The 13,953-nt window shown below is 34.8% G+C and carries 12 protein-coding genes and 2 tRNA genes; 1 reads left to right on the forward strand and 13 read right to left on the reverse strand.

Annotation, left to right across the window (positions count from 1 at the left end; all coding sequences use genetic code 11):
- Positions 1-42 precede the first annotated feature (42 nt).
- From M2265_RS10705 to M2265_RS10750, 10 genes are all read right to left on the reverse strand, one after another.
- Positions 43-119, reverse strand: a tRNA-His gene (locus tag M2265_RS10705).
- A gap of 306 nt (positions 120-425) precedes the next feature.
- Positions 426-2,204 (reverse strand): AMP-dependent synthetase/ligase, encoded by a 1,779-nt coding sequence (locus M2265_RS10710; RefSeq protein WP_132771988.1) that lies wholly within the window; start codon positions 2,202-2,204, stop codon positions 426-428.
- Positions 2,205-2,421: 217 nt separating this feature from the next.
- Positions 2,422-2,919 (reverse strand): thioredoxin family protein, encoded by a 498-nt coding sequence (locus M2265_RS10715; RefSeq protein WP_132771989.1) that lies wholly within the window; start codon positions 2,917-2,919, stop codon positions 2,422-2,424.
- 71 nt (positions 2,920-2,990) lie between these two features.
- Positions 2,991-4,007: a class 1 fructose-bisphosphatase gene (gene fbp, locus M2265_RS10720; RefSeq protein ID WP_132771990.1), complete on the reverse strand. Its 1,017-nt coding sequence runs from the start codon at positions 4,005-4,007 to the stop codon at positions 2,991-2,993.
- Positions 4,008-4,033: 26 nt separating this feature from the next.
- Positions 4,034-5,602: a phosphoenolpyruvate carboxykinase (ATP) gene (gene pckA, locus M2265_RS10725; protein WP_132771991.1), complete on the reverse strand. Its 1,569-nt coding sequence runs from the start codon at positions 5,600-5,602 to the stop codon at positions 4,034-4,036.
- Positions 5,603-5,870: 268 nt separating this feature from the next.
- Positions 5,871-6,245, reverse strand: coding sequence for a YkvA family protein (locus M2265_RS10730; protein ID WP_021189754.1), 375 nt, complete (start codon positions 6,243-6,245; stop codon positions 5,871-5,873).
- A gap of 375 nt (positions 6,246-6,620) precedes the next feature.
- A complete protein-coding gene (locus tag M2265_RS10735; protein ID WP_132771992.1) occupies positions 6,621-8,069 on the reverse strand; it encodes a L,D-transpeptidase family protein in 1,449 nt (482 codons plus the stop codon).
- A gap of 166 nt (positions 8,070-8,235) precedes the next feature.
- Positions 8,236-8,655 (reverse strand): SH3 domain-containing protein, encoded by a 420-nt coding sequence (locus M2265_RS10740; RefSeq protein WP_021189752.1) that lies wholly within the window; start codon positions 8,653-8,655, stop codon positions 8,236-8,238.
- Between the two features lie 21 nt (positions 8,656-8,676).
- Complete coding sequence (locus M2265_RS10745; RefSeq protein ID WP_021189751.1) at positions 8,677-9,171, reverse strand: BON domain-containing protein; 495 nt, start codon at positions 9,169-9,171, stop codon at positions 8,677-8,679.
- A 95-nt stretch (positions 9,172-9,266) separates the two neighbouring features.
- The gene (locus tag M2265_RS10750; RefSeq protein WP_037526077.1) at positions 9,267-9,695 is read right to left on the reverse strand and encodes a GreA/GreB family elongation factor; all 429 of its coding nucleotides are present in this window, start codon (positions 9,693-9,695) and stop codon (positions 9,267-9,269) included.
- 182 nt (positions 9,696-9,877) lie between these two features.
- Between M2265_RS10750 and M2265_RS10755 the strand changes: the two genes are divergently transcribed.
- Positions 9,878-9,962: transfer RNA gene (locus M2265_RS10755), tRNA-Ser, on the forward strand.
- 169 nt (positions 9,963-10,131) lie between these two features.
- Here the strand turns inward: M2265_RS10755 and M2265_RS10760 are convergent.
- From M2265_RS10760 to M2265_RS10770, 3 genes are all read right to left on the reverse strand, one after another.
- Positions 10,132-10,356 (reverse strand): CDGSH iron-sulfur domain-containing protein, encoded by a 225-nt coding sequence (locus M2265_RS10760; RefSeq protein ID WP_021189749.1) that lies wholly within the window; start codon positions 10,354-10,356, stop codon positions 10,132-10,134.
- A 796-nt stretch (positions 10,357-11,152) separates the two neighbouring features.
- Entirely contained in the window at positions 11,153-12,991 is a 1,839-nt protein-coding gene (locus tag M2265_RS10765; RefSeq protein WP_132771993.1) for a UbiD family decarboxylase, read from the reverse strand.
- A gap of 78 nt (positions 12,992-13,069) precedes the next feature.
- The gene (locus M2265_RS10770) at positions 13,070-13,939 is read right to left on the reverse strand and encodes a hypothetical protein (RefSeq protein ID WP_132771994.1); all 870 of its coding nucleotides are present in this window, start codon (positions 13,937-13,939) and stop codon (positions 13,070-13,072) included.
- Positions 13,940-13,953 lie beyond the last annotated feature (14 nt).

Here is a 13,953-nt window from a genome sequence, read left to right on the forward strand (position 1 = left end):
AAATAAAAGAGAATAAAAAAAGCCAGTACTTATGTACTGGCTTGGGGTAAATGATGGGGCTCGAACCCACGACCCTCGGTACCACAAACCGATGCTCTAACCAACTGAGCTACATCTACCGTGTTTGTTGCTACAAAAGTAGAACAATTATTGGTATTTAGAAACTGTTTTTAATCTTTTTTTACAATAAATTTTTACTTCGTTCATAATTAAGAATTTAATTTTCACAAATATCGACTTCAGCCCTATTCATCAAGCATATCGGCAATAAATACAAAATATAAAACCGCACTTGTTAAATAAAAAACAAACAAATTCGCTTTAGAAATTACGTGTGGACAAAAAAACGTAACGCAAAAATATCTACTCTTTGCTAAAACATATTTTTTGTAATCACCATTTCCTATATTTGACTTTTATCAAATTCAATCAATGGCACTTTGATAAAGATGATCGTACTCTGTCTTGTACTTCTGCAAAATCACTTTACGTTTCAGCTTTAATGTAGGAGTAAGTTCTCCCCCTTCAATTGTAAATTCATCTGCAATGATTATAGGTTTTTTGATCTGCTCCCAATTACCAAAATGTTGGTTAGCCATACGCACTTCTTGATTTATTTTTTTAATAACCTGATCTTGCTTCAGAAAATCTGCCTTAGATAATTTTAGAAGATTAGGATTTTCAGATTTGGCCCAGTCAATTAAATGTCCATAATCAGGAACTATAAAAGCAGAAGCAAATTTCATCCCATCACCAACCACCATCGCCTGTTCAATAAACTTAGACTCTACTAATTTTTTTTCAATAGGCTGAGGAGTCACATATTTGCCTCCTGAGATCTTAAATAATTCTTTTTTTCGATCAATAATTTTTAAAAATAGACCGTCCTCCCAAACTCCGATATCACCTGTATGCAACCACCCATCAATAATCGTCTTACTCGTTTCTTCCGAATTTTTATAGTATCCCATCATGATATTTGGCCCCTTCACTAAAACCTCACCATCACTGGCCAATTTTATCTGAACATCCTTTACCGCAAGTCCAACAGTACCTACACGAGTGCCTCTTAAATAATGATTAACAGATATAAGTGGAGATGCTTCAGTCATCCCATATCCCTCATAAATAGGAATACCTGCAGCTAAAAAAACACGTGTCAACTTACTTTGCAAAGAAGCACTGCCAGAAGCAACTGTCTGTAAAGAACCTCCAAGTCCCTCATACCATTTATTTAATACCAGTTTCCTAGCTAGGTTTAATTTAACATCATATGCAAAACTTCTTTTTTGAGGATCGGGATCATAATTTTCCCCTACCGATACAGCCCAATCAAATATTTTACGTTTAAGACCATGCAGGTCATGTCCCTTCTTAATGATCTTTTCATATACTTTTTCCAAAATGCGAGGGACAGCAGTCATTATGTTAGGTTTTACCTCTATTAGATTTTGACCGATCTTATCAAAAGACTCTGCAATGTAAACGGTTATACCGATATAAAAATAAGTGTATATAACCATCCTTTCATAAGCATGACAAGGAGGTAAAAATGTTAGTCCGCGATCATAAGCCTTACATGGGGTAATCTCTCGGGCCGATCGAACATTTGCTATGATATTATCATGTGACAACATCACACCTTTAGGCTTTCCTGTAGTTCCTGAAGTATAAATCAAAGTTGCAAGATCATCAGATTTTACTGCATTTTTCAGTTTTTGAAGATGCCCATCCTCAATATGACTTCCTATTTGAACAATCTCTTTCCAATTCCGTACCTCATCATGCGAACTCATACAGAAAATATACTTGAGCGTATAGATGGAATTTTTAATATTAACAATTCTTTGATAAAGACTCCTTGTACTAACTATAGCAACCCGAATCTCGGCATCATTAAAAATATATTGATAATCAGCATCCGTAATATTTGGATAAATAGCAACAACTACAGCTCCAATTTGTTGAATTGCAAAATCAACAATATGCCACTGCACACTACTTTCGGCGATTAAACCAACTTTTTCATTAGGCTTGACCCCCAATTCTATTAATCCTTTTGATAGCGCATTAACCTGACCAATAAACTCATCAGTCTTTAGATCAGTCCAGTCTCCATTTATTTTACTGGAGAACATGGCTAGACCGGGATATAATCCTAACTGCCGTTCAGCTAAATCAAATATTCTTAATTTTTCTTCCATTTCAATCCTTAAAAAAATCCACCTTGAGAGTAAGGTCATCTCTTAAACAAAATGCTAAGAGAATAAGTTTACAAAACTAACCAATTGTCAATAGAAAATAATTCAAAATATGAGTCCCAATAAAAGAATCCAAATATTTAAGATCAATTGAATTTATTCTGTAAACAAAAAAGGCCTTGAGTTATTTCCCAAAGCCCTTTTTGAAGGTTATAAATATTTATTTTTTAGACCAACTTTTAAAAAACTGCATGACCTTATTTTTGTCATAGCCTTTACCAGATTCTAAACTACCACTTTCCTGAATTTTAAGGACTTCACCTGTACTATTCATGACAATAAAAAAAGGATATCCTAATTTTAACGAATCAGGTACATACTTTTTAAATATGGCCTCATTTTTATTCTCTTTGGAATAATTAAGATGGTAGTATAGATAGTTATGACGGAGATAATCATTAATCTCAGCAGTTTTATGAATATAATCATTAAATCTCAAACACCAAATACACCAATTACCTCCCGCTTGAATAATAATATTTTTATCCTCTTTATTAGCCTGAGCTATTAGTTTATCTAAATCCTCTTGTGCATTAGCTTCAGGATGATAAGGATATGATAAAGTATCTTTTTCTCCTACAGGCTTCGTTTGTGCAATAATCTGCTGAAAAGTAAAAAAAACAAAGCATAACGTGAAAACTCTTATAATCTTGCGCATACAATTCTATTCAAATGTAAAATCAAATTTAAGGAAAGTAAAGCTTAAAACAAACCTGCATTCATGAGTTTTTATACATTCAACGACGATTCAAGCTCCATACTATAAAAATACTCCACCTGTTCAACCATGAGTTTACTTCCTATAACTACAGGAACACGCTGATGTAATTCAGTAGGCTGAATATCCAAAATCCGTTCACTGCCAGTAGTAGCTTTGCCTCCTGCCTGCTCAACAATAAAAGCCATAGGGTTACATTCATACATCAAACGCAACTTTCCTGTAGGAAAAGATAATGTTTCAGGGTATATAAAAACACCTCCACGAATCAAATTACGATGTATATCAGCAACCATTGACCCGATGTAGCGGGAAGTATAAGGACGTTTTGAAGCCGAATCTTCAATTTGGCAATATTTAATATAGTTCTTGACCGCTTGTGGAAATTTAATATAATTTCCTTCATTGATAGAATAAATCTGCCCACTTTCAGGAATTCTCATATTAGGATGAGATAAACAGAACTCTCCTATAGAAGGATCTAAAGTAAACCCATTCACACCATTTCCGGTAGTATATACAAGCATAGTTGACGAACCATAGATAATATATCCTGCCGCAACCTGCTTCCGCCCCTGTTGCAATAGTTCATCAGCCATCGAAACAGGTTCATTGTTCGCCCTTCTGTATATTGAAAAAATTGTTCCTACTGAAACATTCACATCGATATTAGAAGAACCATCTAGAGGATCAATACAAACCATGTACTTAGCATTCTTGGAAACAACATCATGCGACAAATCAATGCCCAATTCATGTTCCTCCGAAGCTAAATAACAACATTCTCCTCCCCGCTGTAGTGCGGAAGTAAATTGAACGTCAGCATAGACATCCAGTTTCTGTTGCACCTCGCCCTGTATATTCATATCCCCGCATGCACCCAGAAGATCAGCTAACCCCGCTTTATTAACTTCACGATTTACCACTTTTGCGGCGATAGCAATATCTCTTAACAATCGGGATAACTCTCCTTTTGCAAAAGGGAAATCAGCCTGTTTTTCAATAATAAATTGACCCAACGTTTTCATATATACACAATGATTTAGCCTTTACATTAGACGGTAGTAAAATAGGTATCTTGATATTTTTTGAAGTTATTCTCAAAAAGTGATTTTAGAGCCATGGCCTGCTCATCATAGGCATCATCATTGCCCCACAATTGCTTGGCTCCTAGAATCTGCTCTGGAACTTCTTGACAAAATGTGGGATACTTTAAATTAAAGATCGGATGCACTTCCATAGGATATTCCTCCAGTTCTCCTGATAATGCGGCCTGAATTAAACTACGCGTATAAGCGAGCTTGATGCGTCTACCCACACCAAAAGGTCCTCCGATCCAGCCAGTATTGACTAACCAAACCTTAGTATCTGGATTCTTTTTTAATCGATCTCTTAATAACTCAGCATACTCCATAGGATGTAATGGCATAAATGCCTGCCCGAAGCAAGCTGAAAATGTAGCCGTTGGTTTTGAAACACCCATCTCAGTACCAGCAACCTTTGCAGTATAGCCATTGATAAAATAATACATGGCCTGTTCTATAGTTAACTTTGATATTGGAGGCAAAACTCCAAAAGCATCCGCTGACAAGAAAAATATATTATTAGGTGCATCAACCAATTTAACATCTTTATAGGAAGAAATATAGGATAAAGGATAAGAAACACGCATATTCTCAGTAATACTTGCATCCTCAAAATTAGGAACAGCTGTACCCTCGTGAAATTTAATATTTTCCAAAAGTGATCCCGATTTTATAGCTCCGCAGATCTCCGGTTCTTGTTGCGGATTTAACCCTAAACACTTTGCGTAGCACCCACCCTCAAAATTAAACACACCATTGTCAGACCAGCCGTGTTCATCATCACCAACCAAATTACGATTCACATCCGCAGAAAGTGTCGTTTTACCCGTACCCGATAATCCAAAAAATAAAGCGGTATCTCCATCTTTACCAACATTTGCAGAACAATGCATGGACAAAACTCCATCCTCAACGGGCAATATAAAATTCAAAATCGAAAAAATACTTTTTTTAATTTCTCCAGTATAACCAGTCCCAATGACCAAGACAACACAACGACTAAAATCAATAACAACACAATTTGGAGCATTAAGACCCAACTCCTGAAAATTAGGAACTTGAAGATCCGAAGCTACAAGAACAGTCCAATTGACCTCAGTATATTCAATACCGTTTGTTTCAATAAACATATTGGAAGCAAACAGATCCTGAGTAGCTTTTGTGGAGACAACTAAAAGATGTTTCGATAAATCATCACTCGATACAACCTGACAATCTCTTACAAAAAGTTCCTTAGCCGATAGATACTCAGTAGTCAAATCATACAATTTATTAAATGCATCTGGAGTAATTGCTTGGTTAACTTCATTCCAAAAAACTCTGTTTTCAGTTATCTCATCCTTTACGAGATAACGATCCTTAGGAGATCTGCCCGTAAATTTACCGGTCAAAATATTCAAAGCCCCATTTTCAGCCAATGAAGCTTCTCCTTTTTGAATAGCATGTCCAATAAGAGCATTTCTATCCAATTGACAAAATACTTCCTTGGGCTGGTGAATACCCAAAGCAGCTAACTGTTTAATCTTTGATAAAGTCATACTTTTGTTTTAAAATATTGTTCAAATCTAGCTAAATATAACACATAGATACAAACAAAATTTAGCTTATTGTTGAAACTACACATTTACAATGCTTTGAAAATAAGAACATTATAACCACAAATTAATTTAAATATTATTTAAACAGCTAAAATTAAGATATAGATTTAAACATATTTTTGCTAAAAAAAAACAAATCGCAATTCAAAAATAAAGCCCTTGAAATTTAGAATAACAAGGGCTTTGTAAAAATGAATATATTTTAGACCTAAGATTTGACTACAATAGATTGTTTACTAAACAACTTGTATTTTAATATTTCTTCGGAGAGTTTTGAGATAGCATATCCAATAATAGTCACATCATCTATCCATCCCAACACCGGAATAACGTCTGGAATAGCATCTAATGGCGATATCACATATATTATAGTCGCAACGATAACGGATAAATTCCACTTATTCATTTTGTATTTTCCCGAAAATGTATCCTTACACATTGCTATCAACAATTGAAAATCTTCCTTTCGAACATCCAAATTTTTCGCCTTTTGTTCAGCTTCCTCTAAATCCGCCGACGTAATTTTATGTGTTTTAAATCTTTCAAATAGAGCCAGAGCCTTACCTAGAAATTGTTTCTTCATGTCCTTAAATTATAAAAACCACCCGTTAAGACTAAAATATAAGATCAAAGTTTAATCTCAACAATGGTGCAATGTATATTTACTTCAATATCTATTCCAATAAACTATTATATCTCAAAAACAATTAAATACGTTAAGACAGAAATAATCTTATTTATTATCAGTAGCTTTAGTAAGAATTATTATTCACTTAAACATAACTGTTATGGCAAAGGAACAAAATGCGGTAAAGAATGATAAAAAGAAAGCTGAAAAGACGCTAAAAGAAAAAAGAGCTGAGAAAAAAACAAAGAAAGCTAGTAAAAGCAAATCCGAATAAAATAAAATCCCCTTTACTTTTGTAAAGGGGATTTTATTTTATTCGGATACTAAAAATTAATTGAGATATTTCTTCATTGCCACCTTCAATCGTTCGTCATAACCATAGATATCAGGAAATTGTTGAATTTTATTATCCTCATCTAACCAAGTCGTGTAATAAGATAGGTAAACAGGGATGCCCTCTTTCATTTTCACCCATCTGGAATTATTAACTGAATCTTTGATTTCTGTTGCAATTTTTTCCGCCTCTTTCTCATTATTAACTAAAAAAGCAGCTAAACTGGTAGGATCTTCTACACGTACACATCCATGACTCAAAGCACGGTTACTCACCTTAAATTTCTGTTTAGCAGGAGTATCGTGAAGATAAATAGCATAAGGATTTGCAAAGATGAACTTTATATTCCCTAATGAATTATCAAATCCAGGGTTTTGCTTAAATTTAAAATTCTCTACCGAATCTGCCTGCCAATTTATTGTATAAGGATCAACGATTTGCCCCTTTAGATTATAAACCACCATATTCCGACTCTCAAGATAACCTGGATTAGCTCTTACACTATTTAACAGTTCCTTTTTCACAATACTTTTAGGTATATTCCATACAGGATTAACTTGCATTCTATCCAGTACACCGCGCATCATAGGAGTTTCGTGATTTTCCCCTGTTTTAGCAAAAGCTTTGTTTTCAGTCTCTCCCACACAAACATTCATCGTTTGTTCAACAGCCCCTGCTGTGATCATCTGAAGTTTCATTTCCGGAATATTCACGAAGACATATTTATCAGGAAAATCTTCCCCCATCCACCGCAACCGTTCCATGGTCATCAAAACTTTGACACGTTCTTCCTTATTAAGATCTCCTTCAAGCAACAGATGCTGAAATTTTCTATAAATCGAATTTGTAGGTTGAGCATGGTTCACAACCTCCGAAACATTTAAAGCACTATCCAACAAGTGCTTTGCCTTATCTAACGAATATCGTTTATGCCCGACAAAATACCTTCCGTAAAGTTTTTTAGGATTTACAATACCGTTTTCCAATACGTTCAAATAGGCAACCAAAGCATCTGAAGAAAGAACTTCCACTTTTGCCAACAATTGGTAAGCCTCATTTAAATCCGTTATTTGCTTACTTTTTAGCCGATTCAAAGCACGGCTAATTTCTACAGTATGAAAAATTGAGGGATCAATACCATGTTCTTCAGATCTTTCTAGATAGTACAATAAAGTATCTGTACCACCCGTAAACAACTGATTAGGTATCCAGGTAAAACCACGAGAGGAATCTGCTAATACACGCATCCATTTCGGGTTAAACAAACGAGAGTTATCACCTTTTAATTCTTTCTCAATAGCAGAGAAATATGCCGTACTATCAAAATCTTTAAATATCTCTTGATCAAATGACTTTGCTAAAATATCACCAAATGTGGGCGGATCTGTTTGACAAGATGAAAAAGAAAGTATAAACAAAAAATATACAAGCACTAAATTTCGCATAATATAATTAAGAAATTGCTCAAAAGCTCAAAGATAACAATGTTTCAAATGATATTGAAATTTGTTATTACAACTACCCTAATTGTCAAGGTCCCGCTACAACCTTATAAAACGAACAGAGCCTAAAATAATATAATTTTAGGCTCTATTAAAGGTTAAGAAAGACTTAAACTGTCTGTAGATACTGTGCAAAACAATACCCCTCTTCATTATCTTTTGTCCGAACTAACCACCACTGGTCATTAGCTTTACTAATCAATGTGATGATTTCATCCTTTGCAGCTTTTCCAACGATTGGCTGATCAGTACCAGGTCCTTTACGAATGTTCAGATTTGAACTATCAGTAATAACCCTGACCTCACTTCCTGGAACCTCAGTAGCTACTTCTACATCCATAACCACATCTCCTGTTGCAAAATTTGGGTCTATATTTCCATATATTTCCCATAATTTATTCTTAACATCTGCAGAAGGGGCAGTACCCCTAATTTGCAATACGCCATCCTGCTCGGCATAATTTAAATCATTAATACCAGATGATCTCGCAGTATCCAATAATACTTTATATTTTTCTTCTAAAGCCATGATATTCGTTTTTTGAATTAGTTATTTAGTGACAACCGCACTCAGATCAACTTTTTTGGGATGTAAATTATCCAAAGCTTGTTTTAGTGTTACTAACTTTGCTTTTTCAATAGTTCCAGTTACTGAAATAACTCCATCTTTAACAGTAGCCTGCACAGTTGGAAAATCTTTTGTAGCATCAACAATACCTTTAGCTAATGATTCATCCACAGTATTAACAGAAATCTCTGCCGGAGGAACAGCTTGCACGATAATATTATTCACAACAGACTTGATAGACTTATCAGCAGCTTTGACGTCAGTTTCAATCTGAGCCTTCTCTGCATCTGAAGATGCGAAACCTTCCAAAGTAACGACACCATCCTTAACCGATGTCGTTATACCTTGATGGCTAGTAATCACCGTTTCTACTTTAGCTTTTAAATCAGCATCAGAAACTTTAGATTTACAGGAAGGCATTGCAACAGCTAAAGTGCCCGCCATCATTAACATTGGGAATACTCTTTTTAACTCCATAATCACAGTTTTTTATTTTTTTTTAAAGCCTAAATCATCCAATATAGACACTTAAATCTAAACAATTATCAGAGTAAATAGTTTCGATCCCCAAACTAATTAATAGAAAGTAGACGTTGTTCTACATTATTGAAGACAAATGATTCCCCAACTTTCTTTCGTAAAAGCAACTTTCCGATTGGCGATTGATTAGATATTACAAACACCTTATCATGATCGATTTTCACAACACCAATGCTAATTGCAATAAAATAAATACCCAAATTTGTTTCCACTATACTTCCATTCTGTACAAAATCCAAATGATTAGGTTCAAGAAGCCCCGTTAATATTAATTCATCCTTTTTTGCTTCTGCCAACTGCATTTGACATCTCGCGATATCCTGTTGCATCATTTCGCGCGTAGTTTCATATTTATCACCCGCACTACTTTTAGTATCATCAGTACTTGCCTCGTGAGCCGATTTCAATGCCAGTTCTAAGTTTGCAATGCGATCCTCAACATGTAATTTACATGATGACATTAACGACGATCGTAATAAAGTATAATCCTTCTCCATGATTGCAAACTAGGGATAAAGATTTAAAGAAAAAAATCAAAATAAAAGTAACTAAAAAACAGGATGATACAGCTCACAATACATTAAAACAGCTTTAAATGCCAAAATAAATTTGGTATTGAGCTTAAAATTTGTACTTTTGTGACGGAGAGCTGGCAGAGTGGTCGAATGCGGCAGTCTTGAAAACTGTTGACTGTCATAGGTCCGGGGGTTCGAATCCCTCGCTCTCCGCTAAAACCTTCATCATTTGATGAAGGTTTTTTTATGCAATGACTTTTCATTTTAAATGCATAAAATAGCAATTTCAGATTAAAACAAAAAACCCATTTAGACATCATAATGACATCAAAATGGGTATTATTTATTTTAATTTCGTAATCAAATTTGCTTACAGAAGTGGCTATGCTTTCTTTGGAGGAAGATCAAAGGCAATAGCCTCATGTTCAAAATGACCATTGTGAGCACCATCGCAAAAAGGTTTATTTTTGGATAATCCACAACGACAAATCGAAAGTACTGTTCTTCCCTGCAAACCATAAGTGTCACCATTTCTATCAACGATTTCAAAATCGCCTTCAATTTTTACTGATCCGTTATTATTAATTGTAAGTTTCGTCTTCGACATATCTATTTTATTAATGTGTTTTCTATACAAAACTAGAGATAATGAACTAACTTTACGCAATCTCACTTCTATTTAGAAGCGTTCCGTTTAACGAAATTGAATTCTCTAAAAAACAACAAATACAAGCAAGCTAATAAAAACAGATTACTAGAATATCATCCCCCTTTTAGGTGAAAAAAATATTCCTAAAATATAATCTCTTAAAACTCCCAATCTCAAATAAAAATCTTGATCCTCGTAATGGATTGGCAGCAAATTTGTAAACTTTGTAAACAAAGCTTACTGAGGGTACAAAAAGAGCGCATAAAAAACAATAAACAGTAGGTAAAGAATTAAATAACGGTATAACTGATTTTTTAAAAGGGAAATAGGTCTATGAATTCTATTTGAGCATTGTTCGTAAAACTTTCGGGACTTGAACGTATATGATTCAACATTTGCTCGAGATGCTTTTGACTATAGTTTAGCTCCCTACCTAAACAAAGTTGAATATACAGCGAAGAAATAACAAATTATTTCCAAAACACTGCCCTAGGAATATACTATCTTTAACGAGTCAATGTCAAATGGTGTCTGCACTTTCACGGACAAGTACGGAGTTTCACGGACTAGTACGGACTTTGAGATCATCATCGTAACAATTATTTGTTTATTGAAACATAGTTTCAAGTGGTGGTAGTAAAACTACTGAAAATTGTAATTGAATATTATTTATATACGCAATAAAAAAGAGGGCATAAATAATCATATTTAAACCCTCTCCTTGACGAAAACTATTAAAAGTTATATTTGATCACTAAATAATACCGTGTAATGATCCCCCCTTTGCTCCCATTGCGTCTACTCTTTTTTCAACAGCAGGATCTTTAATTAAGTCAGGAGCATGGTGCGGCTTACGTCTTGCATCGATAATAACCGGTCCATAACAACCCCAATGTTTATATTTTGTAAAGCTATTGACACCATAAATATCATATGCTGGATTCGATCTTGTAAAGGTTACCCATACAAAATTGTTTTCATTTGCAGCAGTAAAAGATGCGTCATCAGCTAAAACAACCATCTGTATCCCCGTAAAATCAACGTCTTTCATTCCATCACACCAATCCTTCAAAATCACTTCCTCTTGCTCATAAGATGTAAATGCAGCACCATCGACAACAAGGATACCCGGCATCGCCATCTTAACATGATTGAAAGGACGAGGAACCGATAATCCCAAAGGAATTTCATTACTCAATATTCTTTTCTTTGAACCTGCGGCTGCAAAAATAACTTTAGAGCCGGCATTAAGTCCATCACCAGAATAATCGAGAGTATCTATAGTCGTATTAGTATGAAAATGTAAATCTCTTGAAAGATCGATTCTTTCTAACATATGACGCAAAAAACCTGCAACATCATAAATATTAAGATCAGGATCATCTTCAATCGCTGCAATAAATAAGTACTTCGCTAAACTCAGTTGATTTTTACCCAATGCCTGGCTGGCTATCGTCAAGATCTCCTGCGGTCTATCCACTTTTTGATACGGCGTGTAGCTTTCTCTTCCTATAGCAAACAATAAAGGATGCACACCAGCGGCATCAACAGCATGAACAGCCTGCAGACCATTAATTTCCTTAGGAATTGCGGCACCTGTAATTTCGTGAATCAAATTACCAAAACTTGTATCTTCCTGTGGAGGGCGACCAACAACGGTAAAAGACCAAATCGGATCTTTTTTATGATACACATTATGAACTTTCATTAAAGGAAAAGGATGGGTTAAACTATAATAACCGATATGATCACCAAAAGGACCTTCAGGCTTATTTTCATTAGGATACACAGTTCCTGTTATCACAAAATCAGCATCTGCTGAAATACAAAATCCCTCATGATCATAAAAATAACGAAATCGACGATTTCCTAGAGCCCCGGCAAAAATCATTTCTGACAACCCTTCAGGTAAGGGCATTACTGCTGAGAGAGGATGTGAAGGTGGCCCTCCGATAAAAATACTAACTTTCAAAGGTTTCCCTAATTGATTTGCTTTTTGTTGATGAATACCAATACCTCTATGTAATTGATAATGAAGTCCTATTTCTTTATCTTGAATATAATCATTACCAGAGAGTTGTATACGATACATCCCTAGATTTGCCTGCATGATACCCGGCTTAGTAATATCCTCGGTATAAACTTGAGGCATGGTTACAAATGCACCACCGTCCATAGGCCAATTTACTACTTGAGGCAACTTGCTAATTTCAGTTTTACCATACAAAATAGAGGCATTGGATTTCTTTTTCCAAGGAAGAGCTCCTAATGCGACAGCCGAAGAGCTTAAATATTTAAACGGATTTTTTAAAACTGCGGTAGGGTCCATCTTGACATCAACCAGCTTTTTAATATGATCTAATGTATCCCTAAACATAAATTTAGAACGGTCTAAAGTCCCAAATAAATTAGAAACTGCTGGAAAATCTGTGCCTTTTATATTTTCAAAATACAAAGCCGGTCCCTCTGCGTCGAAAACACGCATGTGAATGGCTGCCATTTCTAAATAAGGATCTACCTCTTCCTTAATTCGGATCAAATGTCCATGTTGCTCTAAATCGCTAACACACTCCGCTAAACTTCTATATCCCATATAGCTCCATTCTATTGTTCTATTACAAAATTAACAGAATAATTGGGAGGAAAAAGTTTTAAAAATACTTACCTTGATTTATTGATCAAGCAAAAAGCAACGATTAATTGTGGTAAAAGTGAAGTGCACTTTTCTAGACCAGCTGGTATTATCAACTTCAGCTTCATATTTCATCACTCTCCTAAATTCATCAAAATTCTCTTCATGAATTCGATAAAAACGAGTGTAAACCAATTTTACCAACCATTTCTTGATGGAAAATGTTTTATACTCACGATCAGGATGGTAAACTTCCATGTATTGATTAAAAAGCTGTTTATAGTTTAAAGACTCCTCCCCGCCCAAATAAATTACCTCACCAATAAAATTATCTTCCCAGGGAATTGTCCTAATCCAACGATAAACATCCAATAGTGGGATAGGCTTAAATTTTAAATCGCCGATAAGTTTCCAGTAAGGAATAAATTTACTCTTGGCCAAGCGACCGAAAATATCACTAATAATAGTGCCCTTCCCTACTGCACTACATTTAAGGACAACCGTATACTTAACTCGATGTTCCTCAAATAAACTCTGAATGGCATCAATATAGAACGAATCCATCAACTGTGCAACATACACAATTCTATTGCACATGTTTTCCTTGCAAACTTGAATAAAATTTCGAAGTGAAATAAGCTCCATTTGCATATTTAATTGGTCATTCAAACCCGGAACCTGAGTAAAATAAATCCCTAACTGCAAATTTCCTAAAGAGAAATTTTTACTCAAAGTATTTGTTTTAAATAAATCAATTTCAATTAAATCTGCTGTTACAGGTTCATTTAATCGTTTATTAAAAAGTTCCAAATTACGAACCAATCCAGTGACTTTAAATTCCTCAGAATTTAGATGACTGACAGCCCTTCTACCCAAATACGTGTTTAAACCTGTAATTAATACTTCCATGAATGAACCATTCA

It is taken from the genome of Sphingobacterium kitahiroshimense (assembly GCF_025961315.1).
GTDB classification, from domain to species: domain Bacteria; phylum Bacteroidota; class Bacteroidia; order Sphingobacteriales; family Sphingobacteriaceae; genus Sphingobacterium; species Sphingobacterium anhuiense.